Source organism: Haemophilus parainfluenzae T3T1 (genome assembly GCF_000210895.1).
GTDB lineage: Bacteria > Pseudomonadota > Gammaproteobacteria > Enterobacterales > Pasteurellaceae > Haemophilus_D > Haemophilus_D parainfluenzae_A.
This window is the reverse complement of the sequence record NC_015964.1, coordinates 1,848,685-1,874,244: the sequence shown is the minus strand read 5'-3', so window position 1 is coordinate 1,874,244 and position 25,560 is coordinate 1,848,685. Positions and strand designations below refer to the sequence as shown.

Here is a 25,560-nt window from a genome sequence, read left to right as displayed (position 1 = left end):
CCGGTCTTTACGTAGAGTGATTAATTAAAGATCGAAATCGCCGAAATCATTAGTATCGACTTTAGAGTCAATTTGACCAACAAGGTAAGAACTCACTTCGACTTCTTGTGGCGCTACTTGTACGTTGTCAGAAACAAGCCATGCGTTAATCCATGGAATTGGGTTAGAACGCGCACCAAATGGTAATGGAAGACCTACTGCTTGCATACGGATATTGGTGATGTATTCCACGTATTGCACCAAAATGTCTTTGTTCAAACCAATCATTGAACCGTCTTTGAACAAGTAATCCGCCCATTCTTTTTCTTGCTCTGCTGCGGCTAAGAATAAATCATAGGCTTCTTGTTTACATTCTTCTGCAATTTCAGCCATTTCAGGATCATCTTGACCTGCAGCCATAATATTTAAAATGTGCTGTGTACCAGTTAAGTGTAAGGCTTCATCACGGGCGATGAATTTAATGATTTTTGCATTACCTTCCATTAATTGACGCTCTGCAAAGGCAAAGGAACAAGCAAACGATACGTAGAAACGAATCGCTTCAAGTGCGTTCACACTCATCAAGCAAAGGTAAAGTTGTTTTTTCAGGTTACGTAATGTCACCACACATTCTTTACCATCTACCGTGTATGTACCTTCGCCATATAGACTATAAAGTTGGCTATCACGGATTAAATCATCGTAATAAGAAGAAATGTCACGTGCACGTTTGATGATTTCTTCATTCGTCACGATGTCATCAAATACGATAGATGGATCGTTCACAATGTTACGAATAATGTGTGTGTAAGAACGAGAGTGGATGGTTTCAGAGAATGTCCAAGTCTCGATCCAGGTTTCTAATTCAGGAATAGACACTAACGGTAATAATGCGACGTTCGGGCTACGGCCTTGAATCGAATCTAATAAGGTTTGATATTTTAAGTTACTGATGAAAATGTGTTTTTCATGCTCAGGTAACGCGGCATAGTCGATACGGTCTTGCGACACATCCACTTCTTCTGGACGCCAGAAGAAAGAAAGTTGTTTTTCAATGAGCTTTTCAAAAGTCTCATATTTTTGTTGATCGTAACGCGCAACGTTAACGTTTTGACCAAAGAACATCGGTTCTTTTAATTGGTCGTTTTTAGTTTGTGAGAAAGTGGTGTATGCCATTTTATTTTCCTACTTTATAATGCCAACTGCTTTAGCAAAGTTTTTACCGAAATCGGTAAAAGATAATATGCCTTTTTTTATCTCTAACCTTTTAGGAGAGGGGAGGGTCTTATTAGTTTCTTCAATTTTATCTTCTAAATCTATGTATTCTGATTCATCAGTTAAGTATGCATCCATATTTATAGATATTAATTTTAGACGCTCCCAATTTTCTAATTCTCTTTTGGTAATAGATGAATAGGGCTGAGGTAATAAGTATTGTCTTTGACTTATGTAGTGCCCTTTTTCATTAACTACTAAATTTATATTAGATATAGCTAGCTGAGTTTCATGTTCTTGGAATATAAGTTTAAGATTCTTTGCTTCTTGATTATTTATTTGCTTAAGTACCTCAACATAAGCAGGATGATTAACTTCTTTTTGGGATGAGTCAATAGTACTTATTAGTAGCTCTTCAAATAATTCAGCTAAGTTAGGCTCATCTTCCAGATAGTGTAACCTTTCTACACTATCTGCAAATGCTGGAATTGATGATATTTCAATGTGTTTATCACATTCAGCTAGTCTTAAATATTTATTTGCAATACTATCTTTTCTTGATTCTGGAAGCTCATTAAAATTATCAGAAATCTTTTTAAGGGCTTTTCCCCCCTTTATTGTATTAATGAGTGAGGGAAAAAAGTTTCTAACTTTCTCTTTATTCTCAGCATCCTTTCTTTTTAATCTAGCTTCTATTTTCCCTGCTTCATTCAAATCAGGATTATCACTATTTAACATAGCTTGAATATTAGTAGGAGAGTCAGCTCTTAGAAGATTTAGGGCTTTTTCAATGTCTTCAGTACTCATAATATACCCCTTTAAATCTTACAAGCACCGCCTGCACAGCCGTCATCTAAATCTTCTTGGCTGTCTTCAGCACCATCACGAGTGTTTTGATAGTAGAGGGTTTTTAAGCCGTATTTGTAAGCGGTTAAAAGATCTTTTAACAACACTTTCATCGGTACTTTACCGTCTTCAAAACGTTTTGGATCGTAGTTGGTGTTTGCAGAGATCGCTTGGTCTACGAATTTTTGCATGATGCCCACTAAGTGTAAGTAACCATCATTGCTTGGAATATCCCAAAGTAACTCGTAGTTGTCGCTTAAGTTTTCATAATCCGGTACGACTTGTTTTAAGATACCATCTTTTGACGCTTTAATACTTACATGACCACGTGGTGGTTCGATACCATTTGTTGCGTTAGAAATCTGTGAAGAGGTTTCTGACGGCATTAATGCGGTTAAGGTCGAGTTACGTAAACCAAACTCTTTGATTTCTTGACGTAACGTTTCCCAATCATAATGCAATGGTTCTTGCGTTAAGCTATCGATATCGTTCTTATATGTATCGATTGGTAAAATACCTTTTGCGTAATTGGTTTCATTGAAGTATTCACATGCACCTAATTCTTTTGCTAAGTTCATAGAAGCTTTCAATAGATAGTATTGAATTGCTTCAAACGTACGGTGAGTTAAATCGTTCGCTGAGCCATCAGAATAACGCACGCCATTTTTCGCTAAATAATACGCATAGTTAATTACACCGATACCAAGTGAACGACGACCTAATGAAGAGCGTTTCGCCGCAGGAACAGGGTAGTCTTGGTAATCAAGTAATGCATCTAATGCACGTACTGCAAGATCTGCTAGGCTCTCTAACTCATCTAAATTCTCTAATTTACCCAAGTTAAATGCTGAAAGTGTACAAAGGGCAATTTCACCATTTTCATCATGGAAATGTTGTAATGGTTTAGTTGGCAATGCAATTTCTAAGCATAAGTTAGATTGACGCACTGGTGCAACAAGCGGATCAAACGGTGAATGGGTATTACAGTGATCCACGTTTTGGATATAAATACGACCGGTTGATGCACGTTCTTGCATTAATAAAGAGAATAACTCAACGGCTTTTACAGAACGTTTGCGGATATTTGGATCCTGTTCGTATTTCACGTAAAGTTCTTCAAATTTATCTTGATCAGCAAAGAAGGCTTCATAAAGTCCAGGTACGTCTGAAGGACTGAATAAAGTAATGTCTGCGCCTTTAATTAAGCGTTGATACATTAATTTGTTTAACTGTACGCCGTAGTCCATGTGACGAACACGGTTATCTTCCACACCACGGTTATTTTTCAATACTAATAAGCTTTCAACTTCTAAGTGCCAAATCGGGTAGTAAACTGTCGCCGCGCCACCACGTACGCCACCTTGTGAACAAGATTTGACGGCACTTTGGAAGTGTTTATAGAATGGAATGCAGCCAGTATGGAAGGCTTCGCCACCACGAATTGGGCTACCTAACGCACGAATTGCACCTGCATTCACCCCGATACCTGCACGTTGTGAAACGTATTTTACGATTGCTGCAGAGGTAGCATTGATAGAGTCTAAGCTGTCACCACATTCAATCAATACGCAAGAGCTGAATTGACGCGTAGGCGTACGAACCCCCGCCATAATAGGCGTTGGTAAAGAAATCTTAAAGGTTGAGGTTGCATCGTAGAAACGACGAATGTAATCCAAACGGGTTTCTTGTGGATATTTTGAGAATAAGCTCGCTGCAACTAATAAATAAAGAAATTGTGCAGATTCATAAATCTCACCAGTTACACGGTTTTGAACTAAGTATTTTCCTTCTAATTGTTTTACTGCGGCATAAGAAAAGGTCATATCACGCCAGTGATCAATAAACCCATCCATTTCATCCCATTCTTCACGAGTATAGTCGGCTAAAAGGGCAGGATCGTATTTGCCCATACGCACTAATTTTTTCACATGATCGTATAAACGAGGTGGATCAAAATGGCCATACGCTTTTTTACGTAAATGGAAAACCGCAAGACGTGCAGCAAGATATTGATAATCAGGGGTATCTTTGCTGATTAGGTCTGCTGCTGCTTTAATAATGGTCTCATGAATATCGGAGGTACGAATACCCTCATAGAATTGAATATGAGAACGCAATTCAACTTGAGAAACAGAGACGTTTTCCAAGCCTTCAGCCGCCCAAGTAATCACACGGTGAATTTTGTCTAAATTGATTTGTTCAAGCGTACCATCGCGCTTTGTAACCATTAATCCTTTGTTCATGGGAGATAAAACCTGCTAGAGAGATGACTTTAAAAAACACAAGATATAGTGTTATGAAAAATAACGATGCACAAGATAGAGTGTTTTAAAATTGAATTCAAGCAGTAAATTTTTTACTTACATTATTGACAAAAGATAAGTCATTTAAAATAAATGACTTATCTTCTAAGTGATGTTTTTTTAGGCAGGATCTTTTTTGTAAATCTTTGTAAAGAAAAAGTGCGGTCAAAAACAAGATGATTTTTGACCGCACTTTAAGAGTTAAAAAATTAATTAATTCAAATATTTAAATACTTTGACAACTTTTTGAACACCAGAGACTTTGCTTGCAATTTCTGCAGCTGAGTCACCTTGTGATTGAGTGACGTTTCCGAGTAAGAATACTTCACCGTTTTCGGTGATCACTTTCACATCTGTTGCTTTTACATTATCGCCTACAAAGAGTTTAGATTTAATTTGTGTCGTAATCCAACTGTCTTTTGTAATTTGTCCAAAAGTAATTTTTGGCCCAACACGTAATTCATTGTATACGTCGTTTACACCTTCTACACCTTTTGCAAGACTGGTTGCGGTTTCTTTTACACTTTCACTCGGTACTTGACCAATTAATAAGACGCGACCACTGTAAGAAACAGCATTTACACGACCTTCAGATTTAATTTGTGCATCTTTATCTAATGCGTTTTCAACTTTTATTTCTAGGGTTTCGTCATCTACTTGTGTACCCATGGTACGAGGATCTGTTGCAACTTTTGCGCCAGCCGCTGCGCCACCAACAACCGCAGCTACACAGCCTTGTAACATAATTGATGCGCCTAGGACGAAGGCTAATTTTTTAAATGGGGTCAATTTCATTATTAATCTCCTTTTTATAAATGAGTGAGCTAATTAATTAGTCAATTAATTTTAGAAATAGTTTGGTTGGAAAATCCTTTAATGTCAAGCTCTTGGGAAAAGTGTGCTATCAACAAGCTCACAAAGTGCGTTAATCACGAATAAATGATTTTCTAAAATACGTGTTTCTTTAGTGGCAGGAATGGAGATTTCTAAATCAGTTTCAGCTAATACACCTTGAATAGCATCGTTATTTGAACCCGTTAAAGCAATCACCTGAATTTCTTTATTGACTGCATTGGAAATCGTATTTAGCACGGCTTTTTCTGTGCCTAAAGGGGCAAAGGCGAGCAATAAATCGCCGGGTTTAGCAATAGCGTTAAATTGATGTTGATAAAGTTGATCACTAGGTTGATCAAAAACCAGTGAAGAACCGACCGCACTTTCAAGGCTAAGCAGTACAGAAGGCAGGCTAGGGCGTTCAAAATCATAGCGATTAAGCAGATTTGATACTAAAAATTGTGCATTAGCATAAGAGCGAGAGACTCCACAAGCAATGACTTTATTACCACTCAGTAAACATTGCATCACCATTTGTGCGGCGGTGGCAATATTTTCTGATAGTAGGCTAGAAGCAGAAATTTGAATTTGAATACTTTCGCTATAAATATCTTTGACTTTTTGTAACATAATTAGAAAAGATTAATCGAGGAAATTAGGAAACCATTGAATATCGCTGGCTGTTTTACCAAAGGCGATAAGATCAAAACGGCAATCCGCATCTTCAAGGCTCAGATCGTGCTTAGCAAGCCATAAGTTTGCAGCATTCAGCCATTTTTGTTGCTTTTGCCAATCCACGCTTTCAACAGCGGATCCAAATGCTGAGTTGGATCGTTGACGTACCTCAACAAAAACGATCGTTTGACCGTCTTGCATAATAAGATCCAATTCACCGCATTTGAAATATTGATTCGCAGCGATGAATTTGAGACCTTTGGTTTCTAAGAAAAGGCGGGCTTGATGTTCAAAGCCCGCCCCTTGTTGACGTTTTAATGAAAACATGGATTAGTTCGCAACCGCTACCACGTTACCATCTTGTACTTGATACCATGTCATATCGCGATCCACATCACAGTTTGAATCAGCACTAAGCTGACCGGTTAAACCGCTTAAGGTATAACCTGGTACTTGGCGTAATTCATTAAAGTGATTGATGAGCAACCATGCATCAGAACCCATTGCATATAAACGCATTAATTGGAATTCACCACCAGTTGAGCCGGCCACTTTTTGATATTGTGAAGAATCGCTTTGTTTAAAGAATGGAATATCACTAAATTGAACGCCATTCATTTTCGCATAGTATTCTGGTGTATTACTTGCTGCGTTAGAACGAGAGCTTGCATAAATGCGTACATTCGGATTGCTGGTATCTAAATAACCTTTAATTTCAGCCAATTCATCTGGTGAAGAGATGACATAAAGTGCACTTGTATCTTGCGGCGCACCTTGGAAGAAGTAGGTAATATCAGCCGGTAAGTTATAGTAGCGAATATTTGCATCTGTACCCGCTAAACGTTGCCAACGTACGTTGAAAGCATTACCAACACGTTGTCCTAAATCATTTTGTGGCATTGCCACAATTGGGTTACGAACACCATCTTTCCACATTTTGTTCGCCGCAGACTCTGCTTCATCTTCTGGAGATAAACCGTAATAACATACTTGGTTAATTGCTTGAGTATTTGCTGTTGCATTTAATGTGAGCACATCCATGCCTTGTACTGCACTTGGATTCGCAATGATGGCATCGACGTTTTGTTTAAGTAATGGACCCACTAACGCTTTAATACCCGATGCTTTTGCCTGTGCAATAATGTCATTAATCGGGGTAGTTGATGAGTCAAACACTTGTACTGGAATGGTTGAGTCACCTTTTGCATCATTGAAACCTGATTGAATCGTTGTACCTAAAATTTGGCCATCGCCACTTAAAGGTAAGACTAAACCAATTTGAGCTAAATTTGTTTGTTGGAAATTCAACAAGCTTTCTAGCTCTTTAGGGAAAAAGGTTGCCGCAACGTGGTTTGGATAAGCGGATTTCCAACTTTGTAACGCTTGGCTTAATTGTACTGGCTGACGGATGTTGTCGTTATAAGCTTTAATCAAGGTGAGCCAACCACCTAATGCTACGCTACCTTCATCTGAGGCATTATTGATAACAGCAGTATTTGCAGAACGGAGTAACGACCAAGTTTTATCAACATTATCTTTACGACGTTGAATGTCTGTTAAGTTTTCATCCATTTTGATACGCGCTTTCACCGCTTCAATCACATCTTTACGATTTTCAGCTGTTTGAGCAAAGGTTTCGTAATAGCGAGATTTTTGTGATGGACTTAATTTAGTCAGATCGAGTGCACGTAATTTACTTTCAGCCATCTCATTAGCGCCTTTCGCCGCAGCGATACGTGCTTCGACTAAAGCGCGGTCTAATTGTTGTGCTTCGTTTAAGTCAACCAATTCATTTAATAACTCTTCGGCTTGTGGCACTTTATTTTCAGTAATTAATACACGTGCTGCTAAGAGTTTGTAAGTTTGTTGATCTTCTTTATCTTGTACTTGTCCTAATTTGTTCATATAAAATTCAGAACTTGCATTGGCATCACGTTGTAATGTTTGAGTAAAGCTGCTGCCAAATAAGTTAGAACAACCCGCTAATGCAACAGACAATAAAATCGGCATTAAACGTTTTTTAAAACGACCGCCTTGTAATAGAATAGACATATTCGCTCCATAATGAATAAATCAATAATGGTCGATCTTACTTATCTCACAATGTAAAAGCAAACAAAAATGAATGATTTAACCGGAATTTTATATATTGTCGCCACGCCAATCGGGAATTTACAAGATATAACACAACGTGCTTTAGAAACCTTTTCACAAGTGGATTTAATTGCTGCGGAAGACACGCGACACAGTGGTTTATTGCTCAGCCATTATGGTATCAAAAAGCCTTTTTTCGCCTTGCATGATCACAATGAACAAGAAAAAGCTCATGTATTGGTAGAAAAGCTAAAACAAGGCACCAATATTGCATTAATTTCAGATGCGGGAACCCCTTTAATTAGCGATCCAGGTTTTCATTTAGTGCGTCAATGTCGTGAGGCTGGCATTAAAGTGGTGCCATTACCCGGTGCTTGTGCAGCGATTACTGCATTATGCGCATCGGGCATCGCATCTGACCGTTTTTGCTTTGAAGGCTTTTTACCGGCCAAAACCAAGGCGCGTAAAGATAAGTTAGAAAATATCGCAGAAGAAGACCGCACTTTAATCTTTTATGAATCAACCCACCGCATTTTAGATACCCTTGCCGATATGCAAGATGTATTAGGTGGTGAACGCTATGTTGTACTTGCCCGTGAAATTACGAAAACATGGGAAACCATTGCAGGGGATAAATTAAGTGATCTTCGTCAATGGTTAAGTGAAGATCCGAATCGCACGAAAGGTGAGATGGTGTTAATTGTGGAAGGTAAACCAAAATCAGAAGATAGCGAAGAGTTTTCACCGCAAGCAATTAAAGCACTTACTTTGATTGCCAAAGAGCTCCCTTTAAAAAAAGCCGCGGCAATTGTGGCTGAACTTTATGGTTATAAGAAAAATGCCTTATACCAATTTGGATTGGATAATTTAGATTAGTCAAAAAACTATCCCTTTTTAGCAAAGAGCGGCGAGGGGTGATTTGGCAGAATTAAATTTTATAAATGTCGGAGAACAAATGTTAAAACAGGTTTCAGATACCTTACTTGCACCAAGCAATTTATCTCATCAATCATTGCTTAATATTTTTGATGTGATGTCACATCGTCATATTGATTATGCAGATCTTTATTTTCAATTAAGCCAAGATGAAAGCTGGGTATTAGAAGATAGTATTATTAAAGAAGGTGGCTTTCATATTGATCGCGGTGTCGGTGTACGCGCAGTTTCTGGCGAAAAAACAGGCTTTGCGTATTCTGACCAAATCAACTTAGCCTCATTACAACAATGTGCAGAGGCCGTAAAAGGTATTGCACAAATTAAAGAAGGCAATTTAATTTCGCCTCAAGCATTTAATGCGGTGAATGCGGTTCAGCGTTATGCGGCGATTAATCCATTAGAAAGTTTAAGCAAAGAGAAAAAGATCGAGTTATTGCACCTCGTGGATCGTACAGCTCGAGCCGAAGATCCTCGTGTTACACATGTCTCTGCAGCATTAAGTTCGATTTATGAAGAAGTGTTAGTGGTCGCAACAGATGGCACACTTGCTGCAGATATTCGCCCGCTTGTGCGTTTATCCATTTCGGTTCTCGTGGAAGAAGATGGCAAACGTGAGCGTGGTAGTTGTGGTTCAGGTGGCCGCTTTGGCTTAGATTGGTTCTTTGAAGTGGTAAATGGGGATATTCGTGCCGTTAATTTTGCCAAAGAAGCGGTTCGTCAAGCCCTTGTGAATTTAAGTGCGGTCGCAGCACCGGCAGGATTAATGCCAGTGGTATTAGGGGCTGGTTGGCCAGGTGTGTTGCTTCATGAAGCAGTAGGACACGGTTTGGAAGGGGATTTCAACCGCAAAGAAAGTTCCTTATTTACGGGTAAAATTGGTGAGTTGGTGACGTCGCCATTATGTACAATTGTGGATGATGGTACATTACAAAACCGCCGTGGTTCTCTAACCATTGATGATGAAGGCGTGCCAAGTCAGTGTAACGTTTTAATCAAAGATGGGATTTTGCAAGGCTACATGCAAGATAAACTCAATGCGCGATTAATGGGCGTGAAACCAACGGGGAATGGTCGTCGTGAATCTTATGCGCATTTACCAATGCCACGAATGACGAATACCTATATGTTGGCAGGTCAAAGCAAATTTGAAGATTTAGTAGCCTCTGTGGATCGCGGTATTTATGCACCGCACTTCGGTGGGGGGCAGGTGGATATCACCTCGGGTAAATTTGTGTTCTCGACATCTGAAGCTTATCTTATTGAAAAAGGCAAAATCACCAAACCTGTTAAAGGCGCTACATTAATTGGCAGCGGTATCGATGTGATGCAAAAAGTTTCTATGGTCGCCGATGAAACAGACTTAGATCTTGGTATCGGTGTATGCGGCAAAGATGGCCAAAGTGTACCGGTCGGTGTTGGGCAACCCGCCTTGAAAATTGATGAAATCACCGTTGGTGGAACAAATTAAGCATGTAGCCCGATAAATCATATCGGGCTTTTTTGTTCCTTTTATTTAAGTGCGGTCAGTTTTTCCGTTATTTTAATTCATCGCTTTCTCAGGAATAATCATTGGGTTAAGTGAGCAATTCTGCATACGATATTTTCATATCCACACTTTTGTGATCCCTATCACAATATCTTGTAAAACCAGTTAAAAAATTTCCCCAAACAATCGCAATAAGTGATACATTTATCGTTGCATGACTTTTTGTCATTTAAGAGACAGGGACAGGCGTGAGTTTGTCTGAAATTTCATCAACCAGAGGGAAACATTTATGTTAATTGGTGTACCTAGAGAACTGCTTGAGAGCGAAAATCGTGTGGCGGCAACGCCAAAAACGGTTCAGCAGATCTTAAAACTGGGCTTTGACGTCATCGTAGAACACAATGCGGGATTTAAAGCGAGTTTTGAAGACCAAGCATTTATCGACGCCGGCGCAAAAATTGGCTCAAGTTCAGAAGTGTGGCATTCGGATGTGATTTTTAAAGTGAATCCACCAACGGATGCAGAAATTGATCAAATGAAGGAAGGTGCAATACTTGTGAGCTTCATTTGGCGCGCACAAAATCCGGATTTAATGAAAAAACTCACGTCGAAAAAAATTAATGTATTAGCGATGGATTCTGTGCCACGTATTTCCCGTGCGCAAGCGCTTGATGCATTAAGCTCTATGGCGAATATTTCTGGTTATCGTGCGGTGATTGAAGCCGCTCATGAATTTGGTAGTTTCTTCACGGGACAAATTACCGCAGCAGGTAAAGTACCACCAGCAAAAGTGTTAGTCATTGGTGCCGGTGTAGCGGGTCTTGCCGCGATTGGTGCTGCGAATAGCCTTGGTGCGATTGTTCGTGCTTTTGACTCTCGTCCAGAAGTAAAAGAACAAGTACAAAGTATGGGCGCGTCTTTCTTAGAAATTGATTTCAAAGAAGAAGGCGGCAGCGGCGATGGTTACGCGAAAGTGATGTCAGAAGAATTTAACCGCCGCGCGATGGAGCTTTATGCGGAACAAGCCAAAGAAGTGGATATCATTATTACCACTGCGGCGATTCCAGGTAAACCAGCCCCACGCTTAATCACAAAAGAAATGGTTGATTCCATGAAACCGGGTTCTGTGGTGGTGGACTTAGCAGCTGCAACCGGTGGTAACTGTGCTTACACTGAAGCAGGTAAAGTGGTCACCACTGAGAACCAAGTAAAAGTGATTGGTTACACCGATTTCCCAAGTCGTTTACCAACACAATCTTCCCAACTTTACGGTACAAACTTAGTTAATTTATTAAAACTACTTTGTAAAGAAAAAGACGGTAAGATTAATATCGATTTTGACGATGTGGTATTACGCGGTGTGACCGTAGTACGTGATGGGGAAGAAATTCCACCAGCACAAATCCAAGTGTCAGCACAACCAAAACAAGAAGCGAAAGCGGCACAAAGTGCGGTTAAAAAAGAGGAAGAAAAACCGGCAGATCCTCGCATCAAATACGGTGTGATGGCAGGTGTAGGTGTGTTATTCCTCTGGCTTGCATCTGTGGCGCCAGCGGCATTCCTTTCTCACTTCACCGTATTCGTATTGGCTTGTGTAGTTGGTTACTACGTGGTTTGGAACGTCAGCCACGCTTTACACACCCCACTTATGGCGGTAACCAATGCGATTTCAGGTATCATTATTGTGGGTGCATTACTGCAAATTAGACAACCAACAGGTAACTTCTTTATTGATGTATTAGCCTTTGTGGCAATCTTGGTGGCAAGTATCAACATCTTTGGTGGTTTCCGTGTAACCCAACGTATGTTGGCGATGTTTAGAAAAGGTTAAGGAGAAGACGATGTCTGAAGGTTTAGTACAAGCAGCCTATATTATTGCTGCATTACTTTTCATTATGAGCTTAGCCGGTCTTTCTAAACATGAAACGGCAAAAGCCGGTTGTTGGTATGGTATTGTCGGTATGACAATTGCCCTTGTTGCAACCATTTTCGGCCCGCAATCTGAAGGCACATTATGGATCATCATTGCGATGATCATCGGTGGCGTGATTGGTGTTCAACGTGCATTAAAAGTTGAAATGACTGAAATGCCTGAACTCGTTGCGATCCTTCACAGCTTTGTAGGTTTAGCAGCAGTGCTCGTAGGCTTTAACAGCTACGGCTTAACACACGAAACTGATCCAGTGTTAATGAATATCCATAACGTTGAAGTATTCTTAGGGATCTTCATCGGTGCGGTAACATTCACGGGTTCTATCGTAGCATTCGGTAAATTAAGCGGCAAAATCAATTCAAAAGCGTTAATGTTGCCACATCGCCATAAATTAAATTTAGCGGCATTAGTGGTTTCAGCTTTCTTGATGGTGGCATTCTTAAACAACCCAGATAATATCTTCCCAGTGTTACTCATGACCGCGATTGCTCTTGCATTCGGCTGGCACTTAGTGGCATCTATCGGTGGTGCGGATATGCCGGTTGTGGTTTCAATGCTTAACTCTTATTCTGGTTGGGCAGCAGCTGCAGCGGGTTTCATGTTGAGCAATGACTTGCTTATCGTTACCGGTGCATTAGTGGGTTCTTCTGGTGCGATTCTTTCTTACATTATGTGTAAAGCGATGAACCGCTCATTTATCAGCGTGATCGCAGGTGGTTTTGGTAATGATGTTCAAGTATCTTCTGATGAAGAGCAAGGTGAACACCGTGAAACAACCGCAGAAGAAGTGGCTGAATTACTTAAAAATGCAAGCTCTGTAATCATCACACCAGGATATGGTATGGCGGTAGCACAAGCGCAATATCCAGTGGCTGAAATTACGGCGAAATTGCGTGAGCGTGGCATTAACGTGCGTTTTGGTATTCACCCTGTTGCAGGTCGTTTACCGGGTCATATGAACGTACTTTTAGCGGAAGCAAAAGTACCTTATGACATCGTGCTTGAAATGGATGAAATTAATGATGATTTCGCAGATACTGATGTGGTATTGGTTATCGGTGCAAACGATACCGTAAACCCAGCTGCAATGGAAGATCCAAACAGCCCAATCGCCGGTATGCCGGTGTTAGAAGTATGGAAAGCTCAAAACGTTATCGTATTCAAACGCTCTATGGCGGTAGGTTACGCAGGCGTTCAAAACCCATTATTCTTCAAAGAAAATACTCAAATGCTCTTTGGTGATGCAAAAGAACGTGTTGATGACATTCTTACTGCATTAAACAAATAAGCAAAAAACTGAAGTAAAACTGACCGCACTTTGAGAGATTAAAGTGCGGTTTTTTGTTTATTGAATTTTTCTCGTAATTATTTAGAATCATTCAGTATTTAATTTTTTTAAGAGATTTTCATGAATAAACACATCCTTTTTCTATTCCTTTTTTCTTTTTCAACTTCTGCCTTCGCGCTATTTCCAATTGAGAATGATTGGGCAAAGCATCACTTACAAGGAAAAGTGAAATCAATTAAATCCAAGGAGGAAGGTAATTCAGCCTTGCCCGATAATGGGACAGTAAGTTATCTAGATAGCTTTTATAACGAACAAGGCTTTTTGATAAAAGAAAAGGAACAGGGCGTTCTTTTTGATAAAGAAAAGATCACAATTCGTTACTATAAGTATGATGATCAGAATCGATTATTAGAAATTCAAGATGATAATGTAACTGAAACCAATCCTGAGCTGAAAACATTTAGTGCATTTTATCGTTATGTAGATAATCCAGATGGTAGTGGTGTCATGCAGTTTGTAGAATATAAGGACACACCGGATTTTTCATCATCATATAAAGAGCATTTTTATGATAAAGCGGGTACTTTGCTCAAAACTCAAGAGTATGATGTAGAGAATAAAACAACATCAGATATAAAAAAATACGATTATGAAAATGGTAAACTGAGTAAAATATGTCGTATTGAAGATAATGTAGAAAAAGATTGCGATATTTATCATTACGAAAATGATGGTTCATTTACCGAATCTTTAAACGTTTTTATCAATAGTGTGAAAAATTCTTTTGATAAAAATCATCGCTTATTAAAAAGTGAAATGTTTAGCGTTGGAATACGCATCAACTGGATAACCGTATCATACCAATTTGATAAACATGGTAATGTTATTGAAGAGATAATCTATAACAAAGATGGGGTATGGAAGACCAAAAAGACTTATCAATACGAGTATTATGAATAGGATTCAATGTAAGCGCTGATAGTAAAATGGGGTTGTTTTTTATCAGATGTGTCTTGCTAAAAAATATAAAAATGCGGTCAAAATTGACCGCACTTTTTACATTAACGTTGAATCAAATAGCGTAATTTGGTGCCATCTTGTTCTACGCTTAATAGTGTGTAACCGTGGTTTTTAGTATCAACAGGAATGTTGTTGATAGATTGAGCGCAGTCACTTAATAGCTCTAAAATTTCGCCTTTTTGTAATTGTGGCATGGTTTCGAGCATCACGATTGCTGGATACGGGCAAGGTTCACCTAGCGTATCTAACGTGTAATCTGGGGTGATGTCTTTTGGATCTTTATCTAATTTTTGAACAACGGTAAATGCCATAATAATGTCCTCTTTTTGGAATGAATTCGTTAATATTTAATTAGCAACCACAAGCTTGTGGATTTGCTGCTGCGATTTTAGCTTTGGCTTTTTTCAAGAAATGGCGTTCCCACCAAACAACAGCAATTAAGCAGAGAATAAGCAAGCCGTAATTCACTAATAAACCGCCAACAGGGCCAAAGGATTTCAATAAGTTTAGTTTTTCGTAATCTAACGCAAGTACAGGAGCAAGATCGTCCCATGCGTAGGCTAAATAGGTTGAACCAACAACGTTACCCACACCTACCCACATAAAGTGAACTTGTCCTTCCATTGAACGATACATCCAACCGGTTTCACATCCGCCTGCTAATACGATACCGAAGCCAAATAATAAACCACCGATAATCGCATTTGGACCCGCCCACATGATTTTGGCAGGGACGCCTAATTGAATGTAGCTGAATACGCCAAGCGTACCAACGATAATACCGAAGATGATGGCTTTTGCCATATAAGCACGGCCGGTTACCCATAAATCACGGAAAGCGGAAGTAAAGCAAATTTGAGCTCGTTCAATTAATAAACCGAAAGCTAAACCACAAAGCATCGCAAAACCCAGTTTGATGGAGTTTGTCATCACATAAAGTGAAGCAATTAGGTAAGCAAAAAAGACCACCATGCCAATCCAAAAACGACGATTTGCTTGTTTCGGATCCGTTTCTTGTAATTTTGCCGCGCCTTTTTTCAATTCTAATTTCACACGGAACATCGGGAGTAAGGTGACTTTTACGCCTGCGTAAGTACCTACAGCAGTAGCAATAGTGAAGAACCAAGCGTGAACCGAAAATTGTGGAATACCGGTGAAGAGAGAAGCGAGGTTACAGCCCATTGCTAAGCGTGCCCCAAAACCGGCTAATGCACCCCCGATGAGGGCTTGAACAATACGACGTTTGTGCGGTTGATTACGCCATTTCACGTTGTTTGCCCAAAGTGCAGCCGAAATACATCCCGCGAACATACCTAAAATCATCACGCCATCAATACGAGTAAAAATCGTGCCTTGCATGCCGATAATTTTATAGTAGCTCCAGTTGGACACATCGATGCCTAGCGCTTGCAAAGCATGACCGCCCCAACGGGTAAATTCCCCCGTAACGGCCCAATAAGTGCCAGTTACCCCAAAGTAATAAGCTGAAATAAGCCCCGCAGCAATAACTGCCGCGACAGGATTCCAGTATTTAATCAGATAATTTTGTTTAAATTGTTGCAAAACCTCTTTCATGAGAGAGTTAATCCTTAAAATGATGAAATGATGATTTGCAAGTGCGGTATAAAATGAAGAGATTTTTGAAGTGTCTACCATTTTCCTATACACAAAACTTGCGATATAGACAAATGAATTGTCGAACAAGATAATAGCATTTGTTTTTGGGTAATGCACGAGGGGATGGATAATTATTTGTGGGTAATTTTGAATTTTAAGATGAGAGAATAAAGTCAATCTATCGCCCTTATTTTTTCCTCAATATCAATTTTTTAATTAAAAAAACGAAGACTAGGGTAATAAGCATTGTAAGTCCACCAGCTAGAATAGCTAATAAACAAATTACCCAAGCAGATTTATCCATATTAAGGAAATTAAAGAAATAGAAACCAAATAACAGGGAAAATACATACCATAATCCCCAACTTAATTTGGAATATTTATTGAATAGAAATTCAAATAATCCTTCAAAAAATAAACGGAAAATACACTCAAAGAGAATATCCATACGTTGTTTCAATGCTAAGTCATAATAATGATTTGTGTAGACAAACTTTCTGTCTGCCTAAATGTTAAGAGAAAACTTAAACAGGCAATTTCATTTCTCGGATACGCATGGTTAATCCATCGATCAACAACAAGCGTCCACATAAATTTGAACCGATTTTTAACCGCACTTTGATGGCTTCTAAGGCTTGAATAGAACCAACAACGCCCACAATTGGCGCTAGTACGCCTGCTTCTACACAACTTAAAACATTTTGCCCAAAGAGCTGGCTAAGCTGGCGATAGGTTGGGGTATTGGGTTCATAAGTAAAGACGGATACTTGTCCTTCTAAACGAATTGCCGCACCTGAAATTAGCGGGATCTTCGCTTTCTCACAACCACGATCGAGCGCATTACGAATATCCACGTTATCGGTACAATCGAGTACCACGTCAAAGTGCGGTATGATTTCCGCGAGTTTTTCTTCGGAAAGTTGTGCATTGATGGTTTCAATTTCGACGTGAGGATTAATCTGTTGTAACGCGATTTTAGCCGATTCCACTTTAGGCATATTTAATCGGCTATCGGTATGCAACACCTGACGTTGCAAATTGGAAAGCGATACGGTATCAAAATCCAACAAGGTTAAATGACCCACGCCAGCGGCGGCAAGATATTGACTTGCCGCACAGCCTAAACCACCCAGACCGACAATTAACATTCGGCTGTCTTTGAGTTTTTCTTGCCCGTCAAAATCGACCGATTTTAAGATAATTTGGCGGTTATAACGCAGTTCTTCTTCGTAGCTTAATTCAGCCATTATTGCCCCAATAGGTGATTAAACGGTTCAATGGTAACTATTTCGCCTGCAGCGACATTGCCACGATCTTTTTCAAGGCGAATAAAACAGTTACTTTTCACAAAAGAACTGAATAAATGCGAGCCTTGGAAACCCACTGGATGCACTTCAAGTTGACCATTTTCATTAATTTGATAGAAACCACGTTGGAAATCTAAACGGCCAGGCGCTTTTTTCAAATTAGTTTGGGCAATCGCTTGAAAGTGCGGTTGTTTTTTCGGGTGTTTTTTACCGCTTAATTTAGCGATAGCCGGTTGAACCAATTGATAGAATGTCACTAATGCAGAGACCGGATTGCCGGGTAAACCGCAGAACCAAGCATTTTCTAATTTACCAAATGCAAATGGTTTGCCGGGTTTCATCGCAATTTTCCAGAAATTCACCTGACCGACTTTTTCTAACACAGTTTTCGTGAAGTCAGCTTCACCCACCGAAACGCCGCCGCTTGTGATGACAAGATCTGCTTGAGCTTGCGCTTTCACAAAAGCCGCTTCAAATTCCGCTTGGTTATCTGGCAGAATACCGAAATCAAGCACATCACAATTTAATTTTTCTAGCATTAATTTCACGGTGAAACGGTTGGTATCATAAATTTGTCCCGCTTGTAACGGTTGGCCGACAGGGACTAATTCATCACCGGTTGAAAGCACCGCCACTTTTAAGCGTGGGTAAGCTTTGACTTCTGCGATACCTAATGAGGCGAGTAAAGGTAAAGAAACGGCATTTAACTCATCGCCTTGATGTAATACCACATCACCTTTTTTCACATCCTCACCGATGCGGCGAATATTCTGATTGGCTTTAGGTAAGGCAGAAAAGGTAACAGAACCATCTTCATTGACGGTGACCTCTTCTTGCATGACCACCGCATCGGCACCTTCAGGAATCATCGCACCCGTCATAATTCTGACCGCACTTTGTGCTACCCATTCCCCTTGAAATGGATTACCCGCAAAAGATTTTCCTGCGACAGAAAGTGTCATGGATTGCTGTAAATCGGCTAAACGAACCGCATAGCCATCCATCGCTGAGTTATCAAAAGAAGGCACATTAATCGGAGAAATCACATCTTCCGCACAGACACGATCCGCCGCTTCAGTTAAAGCTAGCGTTTCAGTTTTTGTTGGGAAGGGAAGTTGGTGGAGCATTTGCGCCAAGGCATCTTCAAGTGGCAACATAATTAATCCTTTAGGTTAATCAGAATAAAAGTCGATATATTGTAGCCCGAAATACAATATGAAGGAAATTAATAAATTAGGGTGATTTTTCGCATTTTACGAATAATTCATCTTTTGCTAAAATGCCGCATTATTTTTTTATAAATGGAAAGTGAATGAACGCGATTTCACCTGATGCGGAAAATGTCCGCCGAGCCTTGGTAGCTAAAGGCATCGAAACCCCAATGATTGACCCGACTCAATGTAAAGATGAGCGCCGAGAGGCGATTGCTTCGCATATGCGTGAAGTGATGAAATTGATTGGGTTAGATCTACGTGATGATAGCCTAGAAGAAACACCAAATCGCTTAGCTAAAATGTTTATTGATGAAATTTTCAGTGGAATGGATTATGCCAATTTCCCGAAAATGACGAAAATCAAAAACCAAATGAAAGTGAGCGAAATGGTGCAAGTGAATGACATCACCTTAACCAGTACTTGCGAACATCATTTTGTGACGATTGATGGTAATGTCGCCGTCGCCTATTACCCGAAAGATTGGGTGATTGGGCTGTCTAAAATCAATCGCATTGTGGCGTTTTTTGCGCAACGCCCACAAGTGCAAGAGCGTTTAACCGAACAGCTTTTAATAGCATTTCAAACGATTTTAGAAACGGATGATGTGGCCGTTTATGTGAAAGCGACACATTTCTGTGTGAAAGCGCGTGGGGTAAAAGATACTCATAGTTATACCGTGACATCAGCCTATGGTGGGGTCTTTTTAGAAGATCGCGAAACTCGAAAGGAATTTTTATCTTCCATTCAGAAATAACAAGAAGCACCGAGAGTCCGGTGCTTTTTTGTTTATTTATTATGCGAAGATAAGTAAAATTAGCCCCTTTCATTTTTTTATTTCTATTTTGATTTTTATTGAGGATTTTTATGACAAAAGCCAATTCAAAATTGTTTCTTGTGTTATTACTCGGTGTCCTTTCAGCCTTTGGCCCATTTGTGGTAGATCTTTATTTACCTTCATTGCCACAACTTGCGAGCTTTTTTGAAACAAGTGCCTCAATGACACAGCTTACGCTCACCACAGCCATGATTGGTTTAGCGGTAGGACAGTTACTTCTTGGACCACTCAGTGATAAATTTGGGCGAAAAATTCCGCTTATTATTTCATTGGTGATTTATATCATCAGCACGATCTTAATCGTTTATGCACCAAATATTGAAGCGATGATTGTCTTGCGAGTGATTCAAGGACTTTCTTCGGCAGGAAGTGTGGTTATTTCTCGTGCTGTCGCAACGGATCTTTATCGTGGGCGTGAAATGACACGTTTCTTTGGTTTATTAATGACAATTAACGGGATCGCGCCAATTATTTCGCCAATTCTTGGTAGTTTATTATTGGAATACATTAGCTGGAAAGGGGTATTTGTTTTCCTTGCTTTGATTGGTGTGGTTGTTTTATTTTTTTGCTTCCGTTTGAAAGAAAGCTTAAGCGTCGAAAATCGCTTACAAGGTTCAATATTTGCCACATTCTCAACCTTTGGTGTGATTATCAAAAACCGTTTATTTATGAGTTATGTTGGTATTGAAAGCTTTTTACTTGGCGCAATGTTTGCTTATATTGCTGCTTCACCATTTATTTTACAAAGTTTCTATGGATTAAGCGCATTTATCTTTAGTTTATGTTTTGGGGCGAATGGTGCTGCGTTAGTCATCGGGGCAAATATTGGTGGTAAATTGCCAAATCGTCAGGCTTTAGCAATTGGCGTATTGGCTTTTGTGGTTGCTGCACTTTATACCATTGCGGTATTGATTATTCAGCCATACTGGTTATTTGTTGAAATCGGTTTCTTTGCCATGTTGTTATTAATGGGTATTACTTTCCCTGCGATTTCTACTCTAGCGATGGAAAGTGAGCGTCAATATGCGGGCAGTGCTTCTGCATTATTAGGTTTTGCTCCTTTCTTCTTAGGCGGTGTAGTTTCTCCGTTAGTGGGTATCGGCAATATTTTCTATTCAACTGCTTTAGTGATTTTAGCTTGTGGAGTATTGGGGCTAGCTATCTATTGGTCGATTCGTCATAAAATCCCAACTTCAGCAGAGTAGTGAAAAGTGCGGTCATTTTTGACGGTATTTTTGAGAAAGAAAAAGGCGAACATTAATTTGTTCGCCTTTTGTTATTTTAGCATTAGTTTCGAATACTTAATTTCTCAAATTCATCGAAGAATGTTGGGAACGTTTTAGCCGTACATTTGGGATCTAAAATCGTGACGGGTGTATCCGATAATGTAATCAACGCAAAGCACATTGCCATACGGTGATCGTTATAGGTCTCAATTTCGGCATGTTTAAATTGAGAAAGGGCAAGCGGTTGAATTCGAATAAAATCTTCACCTTCTTCAACTTCCGCACCGACTTTTCGCAACTCGGCAGCCATAGCGGCAAGACGATCAGTTTCTTTCACACGCCAGTTATAAATGTTGCGAATAACGGTTTCACCCTTTGCAAATAAGGCGGTTGTCGCTATTGTCATAGCTGCATCAGGAATGTGGTTCATATCCATATCAATGCCGTGGAGCTCTGCTTGTTCTGCTTGAATAAAATCTTCACCCCAAGTGATTTTGGCGCCCATTTTTTCTAGCACATCGGCAAATAGACGGTCACCTTGAATGGAATGTTTGCCAATTCCTGTCACTTTTACATTGCCTTTAATCGCGGCGGCGGCAAGGAAATAAGAGGCAGATGAAGCATCACCTTCCACCATGTATTTACCAGGTGACACATAGGATTGATTACCTTTCACCTTAAACACTTGATAGTTGTGGTTTTCAACCGAAACACCAAAATCTTTCATCATCGCGAGGGTGATATCAATATAAGGTTTTGAGACTAAATCACCCACAATATGGATATCTAAATCGCCCTCAGCAAGCGGAGCAGCCATTAAAAGTGCGGTCAAAAATTGAGAAGAAATTGAACCGTCAATTTCAACTACGCCACCTTTAATCCCTTGATTGCGAATTGCAAGTGGAGGGTAGCCGTCATTTTCTAAATAACGAACATCGGCACCCGCTTGAAGAAGCGCATCAACCAAATGTTTAATTGGGCGTTCTTTCATACGAGGCTCACCGGTCAAAATAACCTCGCCTTCAATTTTGCCTTTTAAACAAAGTGCAGCCGTTAAAGGGCGCATGGCCGTACCGGCATTGCCGAGGAAAAGTGATAGGCCATTTTCAACCTGAAATGCGCCACCTAAGCCTTCAACTTCGCAGCAAGTTTTGTCTTCAGAAAGTTGGTAATTCACACCTAACGCTTTAAGGGCGTTTAACATATGACGAATATCATCACTGTCTAACAGATTTGTGACCGTTGTGGTGCCTTTAGCTAATGCCGCTAATAATAATGCACGGTTTGATAAACTTTTCGAGCCAGGTAAGTTGATTTCACCTTCAATGCGAGAAATTGGCTCTAAAGTGATTGCTTTCATTACAAGACCACCGTTTTATTTTTATATACAAAAATACGATCATGTAAGGCAAGATCAAGCGCACGACTTAATACGGTTTTTTCCACATCACGCCCTGCACGCATCATGGCATCGGCAGAGTAGGTGTGATCCACATTAATCACATTTTGCATAATGATCGGACCTTGATCCAATTCGTTATTAATAAAGTGAGCCGTTGCACCAATAATTTTTACACCACGTTCATAGGCTTGTTGATAAGGTTTTGCACCAATAAATGCGGGTAAGAATGAATGGTGAATATTAATCACACGATTTGGATAACGCGCTACGAATTCTGGATTCAATACACGCATGTATTTTGCTAAAACAATGTAATCAGGTGCATATTCATCAATTTTTTCAGCAAGTAATTTATCGTGTTCCACACGCGTGAGACCTTCATGACTGACACAATGGAATGGAATATCAAAGCGTTCGACTAATTCGCGTAAATTATCGTGATTGCCAATGACTGCCGCAATTTCTACGTCTAACGCACCGTAGTAATTTTTCATTAAAATATCACCTATGCAGTGTGCTTCTTTGGTCACTAAAATCACGATACGTTTACGTTTTGCACTGATTAGGCGACAGTTTGTTCCTTTCGGCAAGCTATAATCTAAATCAGCTAGCAAGGTTTCTTCATTAAAAATCCCTTCTAATTCTGTACGCATAAAGAAATGCTTTGTTTCAAAATCAACAAACTCATTATTATGAAGGATATTTAATTGATGTTTGTAACAAATATTGGTGATTTTGGCGATTAAGCCTTTGTCATCTGGACAGTCGGTCAGTAATATTTTCTTTTCTAACATAATGAATATTTTGCAAGGTAAATAAAAAAAGAGAACCCATAAAAATGGGTTCTGCATCGTTGATAATGAAATTAGATTTCGAAAGAAGCTAAAGAGGCACCTTTATCTAAGGCCTTTTGAATCACACGAGGCGTACGGCCTTGGCCAGTCCATGTTCTTTCTTGACCATTTTCATCAGTATATTTGTATTTTGCTGGACGAGGTTCACGTTTTTTACGAATTGAAGAAGGGGCAATACCAATAATTGCAGTTAATTCTTCTGCAGTGATACCTTCTTGTTTAATTAATTCTTTATATTTGGCAATACGAGCACGACGTTCTTGTTCAGCTTGTTCAATTTCAGCTGCTTGAGCACGTTTTTCTTCAACAGCAGCTTGTAATTTTAAAAGTGAGCTTTCGGCTTGCTCTAATGTTAAATCTCGTACAGCAGCGCGTAAACTACGAAGGTTCGTTAAACCTTTTGTTAATTCGTTCATTATTACCTCTTTTATGCGTGTGAATGCTTAATTATTTTCTAGATATACATAATAGCGAAAATAATATATTTGGTAAATATGAATTAGCCTAAATACAGGAACTAATTGGTCGGATGTCATCATATTTCACTGTATAAAGTTGATTATTTTTCCGTGTTATTGCAAACGTTTGCTTACAAAACAACTTAACAAAGTCTTAACAACCTCATTAGAAACTTTAAATTAAAAAATAGATTTAGGGGAAAGTATAAGATTTTATTGGTAATTTCATTCATTTTAATGTAATCTCTCACCATCCTATACAACAGTAGAGGTGCGGTCATTATAAGTATTTTCCTGGAGTGGATAGCGTTGAAAGGAAAGGAAAGGAATGATTGCCGAAATCGAATAGGCGTCATCTTATTCGGTTGGTCACGTCTTCGAAAGGAACGTGACTGTCATAGTTTTTGTGTATTAACTATGGAGCGCTACGGTTCGGTCTGGTCATAATTGTGTCTTTTCTTGCCGTTGTCTCCATTAAATTATTAGGTATAACTTAATGGAACTAGTCGATTATTCTTCATCTATTTATTCAATTATTCCCGCATTACTTGCAATTATTTTAGCAATTGCAACTCGTCGGGTTTTGGTGTCCCTCAGTGCTGGGATTATTGTCGGTGCGTTAATGTTGGTTGATTTCAATCCATTGAATGCACTTATTTATTTAAAAGATAATGTTGTGGCATTAGTTTATAGTAGCGAAGAAGGCATGAATTCAAATATGAATATCGTGTTTTTCTTAGTTTTACTTGGCGTATTGACCGCACTTTTAACTGTGTCAGGCAGCAACCGTGCGTTTGCTGAATGGGCACAAAATAAAATTAAAGGTCGTCGCGGTGCGAAATTATTAGCGGCATCTTTAGTGTTTGTGACATTTATCGATGATTACTTCCACAGTCTTGCTGTAGGTGCGATTGCACGTCCAGTTACTGATCGTTTCAAAGTTTCTCGTGCAAAATTAGCCTACATTCTTGATTCTACAGCTGCACCAATGTGTGTCATGATGCCAGTGTCAAGCTGGGGAGCATACATTATTACTCTTGTGGCTGGCTTATTGGCGACATATTCTATTACCTCTTATACACCAATGGGCGCATTCGTTGCTATGAGTTCAATGAACTACTATGCGATCTTCTCATTATTGATGGTATTCTTTGTGGCTTATTTCTCATTTGATATTGCATCAATGGCACGCCATGAAAAATTAGCGATGGAGCGCGATTATAAAGAAGAAGTCATTGAAGGTGTGAAAGGTAAAGTTCGCAACTTAATTTTACCGATTTTAGTCTTAATTACCGTCACAGTTTTTATGATGATTCATACGGGGAGTGAAGCCTTAGCAGCAGATGGAAAACCATTTAGCCTCTTAGGTGCGTTTGAAAATACAACCGTAGGTATTTCGCTTGTTGTAGGTGGTTCAAGTGCGGTTGCGATGTCAACATTATTGATTATTCTTGAGCGCCAAGTTTCTTTACCAGAATACGGAAAAGCATGGATTGCCGGCATTAAATCGATGTTAGGTGCAATTGCTATTCTGTTCTTTGCGTGGACAATCAATAAAGTGGTTGGGGATGCACAAACCGGTAAATACTTATCCTCTTTAGTGAGTGGCAGTATTCCAGTTCAATTTTTACCTGTAATTTTATTTATCCTTGGTTCAGCAATGGCATTCTCAACAGGGACAAGCTGGGGGACATTTGGCATTATGTTACCAATCGCTGCGGCAATGGCGACTAACTCAGCACCAGAGTTATTACTTCCTTGTCTGTCGGCAGTTATGGCTGGCGCAGTATGTGGCGACCACTGTTCACCGGTTTCAGATACAACGATTCTGTCGTCAACTGGGGCAAAATGTAACCATATGGATCACGTCACCACACAATTACCTTATGCAGCAACTGTCGCAACAGCAAGCGCTGTAGGCTACATTGTGGTAGGCTTTACAGAATCAGGTTTAGCTGGATTTGTGACAACAGCAGTTGTTTTAGTAGCTTTAGTGTTTATCGTGAAAAAACGTTAAGCATAAACGTGAAAAAGAAA

22 protein-coding genes and 1 riboswitch are annotated in these 25,560 nt (G+C 39.6%); of the genes, 8 read left to right on the top strand and 14 right to left on the bottom strand.

The genetic code is table 11. The features are described from left to right. Window positions 1-24: 24 nt before the first annotated feature. From nrdB to PARA_RS09210, 7 genes are all read right to left on the bottom strand, one after another. Entirely contained in the window at window positions 25-1,155 is a 1,131-nt protein-coding gene (nrdB, locus tag PARA_RS09240; RefSeq protein WP_014065539.1) for a class Ia ribonucleoside-diphosphate reductase subunit beta, read from the bottom strand. A 9-nt stretch (window positions 1,156-1,164) separates the two neighbouring features. Further along, entirely contained in the window at window positions 1,165-2,001 is an 837-nt protein-coding gene (locus PARA_RS09235; protein WP_014065538.1) for a DUF4393 domain-containing protein, read from the bottom strand. 11 nt (window positions 2,002-2,012) lie between these two features. After that, entirely contained in the window at window positions 2,013-4,283 is a 2,271-nt protein-coding gene (gene nrdA / locus PARA_RS09230; RefSeq protein ID WP_014065537.1) for a class 1a ribonucleoside-diphosphate reductase subunit alpha, read from the bottom strand. A 273-nt stretch (window positions 4,284-4,556) separates the two neighbouring features. Then, on the bottom strand, window positions 4,557-5,138 hold the full coding sequence (gene dolP, locus PARA_RS09225; RefSeq protein ID WP_014065535.1) for a division/outer membrane stress-associated lipid-binding lipoprotein: 582 nt from the start codon (window positions 5,136-5,138) through the stop codon (window positions 4,557-4,559). Window positions 5,139-5,222: 84 nt separating this feature from the next. Then, complete coding sequence (locus tag PARA_RS09220; RefSeq protein ID WP_014065534.1) at window positions 5,223-5,807, bottom strand: D-sedoheptulose-7-phosphate isomerase; 585 nt, start codon at window positions 5,805-5,807, stop codon at window positions 5,223-5,225. Window positions 5,808-5,819: 12 nt separating this feature from the next. Further along, complete coding sequence (locus PARA_RS09215; protein WP_014065533.1) at window positions 5,820-6,179, bottom strand: YraN family protein; 360 nt, start codon at window positions 6,177-6,179, stop codon at window positions 5,820-5,822. Between the two features lie 3 nt (window positions 6,180-6,182). After that, window positions 6,183-7,904, bottom strand: a complete 1,722-nt coding sequence (locus PARA_RS09210) for a penicillin-binding protein activator (protein WP_014065532.1) — start codon at window positions 7,902-7,904, stop codon at window positions 6,183-6,185. A gap of 69 nt (window positions 7,905-7,973) precedes the next feature. Here PARA_RS09210 and rsmI point away from each other — a divergent pair, with 69 nt between their 5' ends. From rsmI to PARA_RS09185, 5 genes are all read left to right on the top strand, one after another. Beyond that, window positions 7,974-8,822 carry a 16S rRNA (cytidine(1402)-2'-O)-methyltransferase gene (gene rsmI / locus PARA_RS09205; RefSeq protein WP_014065531.1) on the top strand — a complete coding sequence of 283 codons (849 nt, stop codon included), beginning with the start codon at window positions 7,974-7,976 and terminating at the stop codon, window positions 8,820-8,822. Window positions 8,823-8,901: 79 nt separating this feature from the next. Then, window positions 8,902-10,350 carry a metalloprotease TldD gene (gene tldD, locus PARA_RS09200; protein ID WP_014065530.1) on the top strand — a complete coding sequence of 483 codons (1,449 nt, stop codon included), beginning with the start codon at window positions 8,902-8,904 and terminating at the stop codon, window positions 10,348-10,350. Between the two features lie 307 nt (window positions 10,351-10,657). Then, window positions 10,658-12,199, top strand: coding sequence for a Re/Si-specific NAD(P)(+) transhydrogenase subunit alpha (gene pntA / locus PARA_RS09195; RefSeq protein WP_014065529.1), 1,542 nt, complete (start codon window positions 10,658-10,660; stop codon window positions 12,197-12,199). Window positions 12,200-12,209: 10 nt separating this feature from the next. Continuing rightward, window positions 12,210-13,589 (top strand): Re/Si-specific NAD(P)(+) transhydrogenase subunit beta, encoded by a 1,380-nt coding sequence (pntB, locus tag PARA_RS09190; protein ID WP_014065528.1) that lies wholly within the window; start codon window positions 12,210-12,212, stop codon window positions 13,587-13,589. A 120-nt stretch (window positions 13,590-13,709) separates the two neighbouring features. Then, window positions 13,710-14,549 (top strand): hypothetical protein, encoded by an 840-nt coding sequence (locus PARA_RS09185; protein ID WP_014065527.1) that lies wholly within the window; start codon window positions 13,710-13,712, stop codon window positions 14,547-14,549. 101 nt (window positions 14,550-14,650) lie between these two features. Here PARA_RS09185 and yedF read toward each other — a convergent pair whose 3' ends face one another. From yedF to moeA, 4 genes are all read right to left on the bottom strand, one after another. Further along, complete coding sequence (yedF, locus tag PARA_RS09180) at window positions 14,651-14,920, bottom strand: sulfurtransferase-like selenium metabolism protein YedF (protein ID WP_005696304.1); 270 nt, start codon at window positions 14,918-14,920, stop codon at window positions 14,651-14,653. Between the two features lie 40 nt (window positions 14,921-14,960). Then, complete coding sequence (yedE, locus tag PARA_RS09175) at window positions 14,961-16,184, bottom strand: selenium metabolism membrane protein YedE/FdhT (RefSeq protein ID WP_014065526.1); 1,224 nt, start codon at window positions 16,182-16,184, stop codon at window positions 14,961-14,963. Window positions 16,185-16,750: 566 nt separating this feature from the next. Then, the gene (gene moeB, locus PARA_RS09165; protein ID WP_014065524.1) at window positions 16,751-17,473 is read right to left on the bottom strand and encodes a molybdopterin-synthase adenylyltransferase MoeB; all 723 of its coding nucleotides are present in this window, start codon (window positions 17,471-17,473) and stop codon (window positions 16,751-16,753) included. Beyond that, a complete protein-coding gene (gene moeA / locus PARA_RS09160; protein ID WP_014065523.1) occupies window positions 17,473-18,690 on the bottom strand; it encodes a molybdopterin molybdotransferase MoeA in 1,218 nt (405 codons plus the stop codon). The genes moeB and moeA overlap by 1 nt, the downstream gene beginning before the upstream one ends. A 155-nt stretch (window positions 18,691-18,845) precedes the next feature. Here moeA and folE point away from each other — a divergent pair, with 155 nt between their 5' ends. Both folE and PARA_RS09150 read left to right on the top strand, forming a co-directional pair. Next, window positions 18,846-19,502, top strand: a complete 657-nt coding sequence (gene folE, locus PARA_RS09155; protein WP_014065522.1) for a GTP cyclohydrolase I FolE — start codon at window positions 18,846-18,848, stop codon at window positions 19,500-19,502. Window positions 19,503-19,612: 110 nt separating this feature from the next. Then, window positions 19,613-20,788 (top strand): multidrug effflux MFS transporter, encoded by a 1,176-nt coding sequence (locus PARA_RS09150; RefSeq protein ID WP_014065521.1) that lies wholly within the window; start codon window positions 19,613-19,615, stop codon window positions 20,786-20,788. 82 nt (window positions 20,789-20,870) lie between these two features. Here the strand turns inward: PARA_RS09150 and aroA are convergent, their stop codons facing one another. The 3 genes from aroA to PARA_RS09135 all read right to left on the bottom strand — a co-directional run bounded on the left by aroA (window position 20,871) and on the right by PARA_RS09135 (window position 23,481). Further along, a complete protein-coding gene (gene aroA, locus PARA_RS09145) occupies window positions 20,871-22,169 on the bottom strand; it encodes a 3-phosphoshikimate 1-carboxyvinyltransferase (RefSeq protein WP_014065520.1) in 1,299 nt (432 codons plus the stop codon). Next, a complete protein-coding gene (gene purU / locus PARA_RS09140) occupies window positions 22,169-23,005 on the bottom strand; it encodes a formyltetrahydrofolate deformylase (protein WP_014065519.1) in 837 nt (278 codons plus the stop codon). Before purU ends, aroA begins: the two co-directional genes overlap by 1 nt. Window positions 23,006-23,076: 71 nt before the next feature. Next, the gene (locus PARA_RS09135; RefSeq protein ID WP_014065518.1) at window positions 23,077-23,481 is read right to left on the bottom strand and encodes an H-NS family nucleoid-associated regulatory protein; all 405 of its coding nucleotides are present in this window, start codon (window positions 23,479-23,481) and stop codon (window positions 23,077-23,079) included. A gap of 300 nt (window positions 23,482-23,781) precedes the next feature. After that, a riboswitch (Lysine riboswitch) is annotated at window positions 23,782-23,959 on the top strand. Window positions 23,960-24,019: 60 nt separating this feature from the next. Between PARA_RS09135 and PARA_RS09130 the strand changes: the two genes are divergently transcribed. Continuing rightward, a complete protein-coding gene (locus PARA_RS09130) occupies window positions 24,020-25,540 on the top strand; it encodes a Na+/H+ antiporter NhaC family protein (protein ID WP_014065517.1) in 1,521 nt (506 codons plus the stop codon). Window positions 25,541-25,560 lie beyond the last annotated feature (20 nt).

Bases quoted from the DNA above. Each gene is read 5' to 3' on its own strand.
- nrdB (WP_014065539.1), bottom strand. From the start codon at position 1,155: ATGGCATACACCACTTTCTCACAAACTAAAAACGACCAATTAAAAGAA.
- PARA_RS09235 (WP_014065538.1), bottom strand. From the start codon at position 2,001: ATGAGTACTGAAGACATTGAAAAAGCCCTAAATCTTCTAAGAGCTGAC.
- nrdA (WP_014065537.1), bottom strand. From the start codon at position 4,283: ATGAACAAAGGATTAATGGTTACAAAGCGCGATGGTACGCTTGAACAA.
- dolP (WP_014065535.1), bottom strand. From the start codon at position 5,138: ATGAAATTGACCCCATTTAAAAAATTAGCCTTCGTCCTAGGCGCATCA.
- PARA_RS09220 (WP_014065534.1), bottom strand. From the start codon at position 5,807: ATGTTACAAAAAGTCAAAGATATTTATAGCGAAAGTATTCAAATTCAA.
- PARA_RS09215 (WP_014065533.1), bottom strand. From the start codon at position 6,179: ATGTTTTCATTAAAACGTCAACAAGGGGCGGGCTTTGAACATCAAGCC.
- PARA_RS09210 (WP_014065532.1), bottom strand. From the start codon at position 7,904: ATGTCTATTCTATTACAAGGCGGTCGTTTTAAAAAACGTTTAATGCCG.
- rsmI (WP_014065531.1), top strand. From the start codon at position 7,974: ATGAATGATTTAACCGGAATTTTATATATTGTCGCCACGCCAATCGGG.
- tldD (WP_014065530.1), top strand. From the start codon at position 8,902: ATGTTAAAACAGGTTTCAGATACCTTACTTGCACCAAGCAATTTATCT.
- pntA (WP_014065529.1), top strand. From the start codon at position 10,658: ATGTTAATTGGTGTACCTAGAGAACTGCTTGAGAGCGAAAATCGTGTG.
- pntB (WP_014065528.1), top strand. From the start codon at position 12,210: ATGTCTGAAGGTTTAGTACAAGCAGCCTATATTATTGCTGCATTACTT.
- PARA_RS09185 (WP_014065527.1), top strand. From the start codon at position 13,710: ATGAATAAACACATCCTTTTTCTATTCCTTTTTTCTTTTTCAACTTCT.
- yedF (WP_005696304.1), bottom strand. From the start codon at position 14,920: ATGGCATTTACCGTTGTTCAAAAATTAGATAAAGATCCAAAAGACATC.
- yedE (WP_014065526.1), bottom strand. From the start codon at position 16,184: ATGAAAGAGGTTTTGCAACAATTTAAACAAAATTATCTGATTAAATAC.
- moeB (WP_014065524.1), bottom strand. From the start codon at position 17,473: ATGGCTGAATTAAGCTACGAAGAAGAACTGCGTTATAACCGCCAAATT.
- moeA (WP_014065523.1), bottom strand. From the start codon at position 18,690: ATGTTGCCACTTGAAGATGCCTTGGCGCAAATGCTCCACCAACTTCCC.
- folE (WP_014065522.1), top strand. From the start codon at position 18,846: ATGAACGCGATTTCACCTGATGCGGAAAATGTCCGCCGAGCCTTGGTA.
- PARA_RS09150 (WP_014065521.1), top strand. From the start codon at position 19,613: ATGACAAAAGCCAATTCAAAATTGTTTCTTGTGTTATTACTCGGTGTC.
- aroA (WP_014065520.1), bottom strand. From the start codon at position 22,169: ATGAAAGCAATCACTTTAGAGCCAATTTCTCGCATTGAAGGTGAAATC.
- purU (WP_014065519.1), bottom strand. From the start codon at position 23,005: ATGTTAGAAAAGAAAATATTACTGACCGACTGTCCAGATGACAAAGGC.
- PARA_RS09135 (WP_014065518.1), bottom strand. From the start codon at position 23,481: ATGAACGAATTAACAAAAGGTTTAACGAACCTTCGTAGTTTACGCGCT.
- PARA_RS09130 (WP_014065517.1), top strand. From the start codon at position 24,020: ATGGAACTAGTCGATTATTCTTCATCTATTTATTCAATTATTCCCGCA.